Source organism: Komagataeibacter kakiaceti JCM 25156 (genome assembly GCF_000613305.1).
Genome location: NZ_BAIO01000858.1, coordinates 1 through 649, shown reverse-complemented (window position 1 = coordinate 649; position 649 = coordinate 1). Strand labels below are relative to the sequence as shown.

Annotated in this window: 1 protein-coding gene and 1 tRNA gene; one reads left to right on the top strand and one right to left on the bottom strand. The window is 62.9% G+C overall.

Annotated elements, in window-relative coordinates:
• Positions 1-262: GntP family permease (locus JCM25156_RS26580; protein ID WP_242402760.1), on the top strand; the 262-nt coding region annotated here is incomplete at its 5' end.
• A 74-nt stretch (positions 263-336) separates the two neighbouring features.
• On the opposite strand, the gene JCM25156_RS19565 is transcribed toward JCM25156_RS26580, so the two are convergent.
• A tRNA-Thr gene (locus JCM25156_RS19565) sits at positions 337-411 on the bottom strand.
• Positions 412-649: the final 238 nt, after the last annotated feature.

Genomic DNA, 649 nt, shown 5'->3' with positions numbered 1-649 from the left:
CACGGTCGCCATGAGCACCACGGCCGGGATCGTGGCCCCGATCATGGCGCATGGGCATGGTGTCTCGCCCGAACTGCTGGTGCTGGCCACGGGGGCGGGCGCGGTCATGTTCGGGCCGATGAACGATTCCGGCTTCTGGCAGGTGCGTGACACGCTGGGCCTGAGCGTGACGCAGACGGTGTGGACATGGTCCGTCATCGAAACGCTGATCGGCATGGCCGGGCTGGGGATGTGCCTGCTGCTGGGCTGGTGCGGGCTGTAGATGGACCACGCCCCGTCCGGCCCATGGCGCATGAAGCCCCGGCCCGTGAGATACCTGATAAGAAAGGGGAAAGGTGGTGCCGACACTCGGAATTGAACCGAGGGCCTACTGATTACGAATCAGTTGCTCTACCCCTGAGCTATGTCGGCAGACCTGTGGCGTCTGATAAACGATGGTCTGACATGATGCAATATATCAAATGCGGCATTCCCCATTTTAATTTGGTCTATATGCTAGGCGGGATATGAGCATGTCCTCTCCCCCGCGCGCCTGCGCTGCGATGATGTCGGCCTGGGCCCTGTGCGTCATGTGCGCGTCATTGGCGGGCTGTCGGAATGCCCCGCTGCGGGCTGTACCCAGCGCATGCCGGAGCTGGAGCCGGGCCAG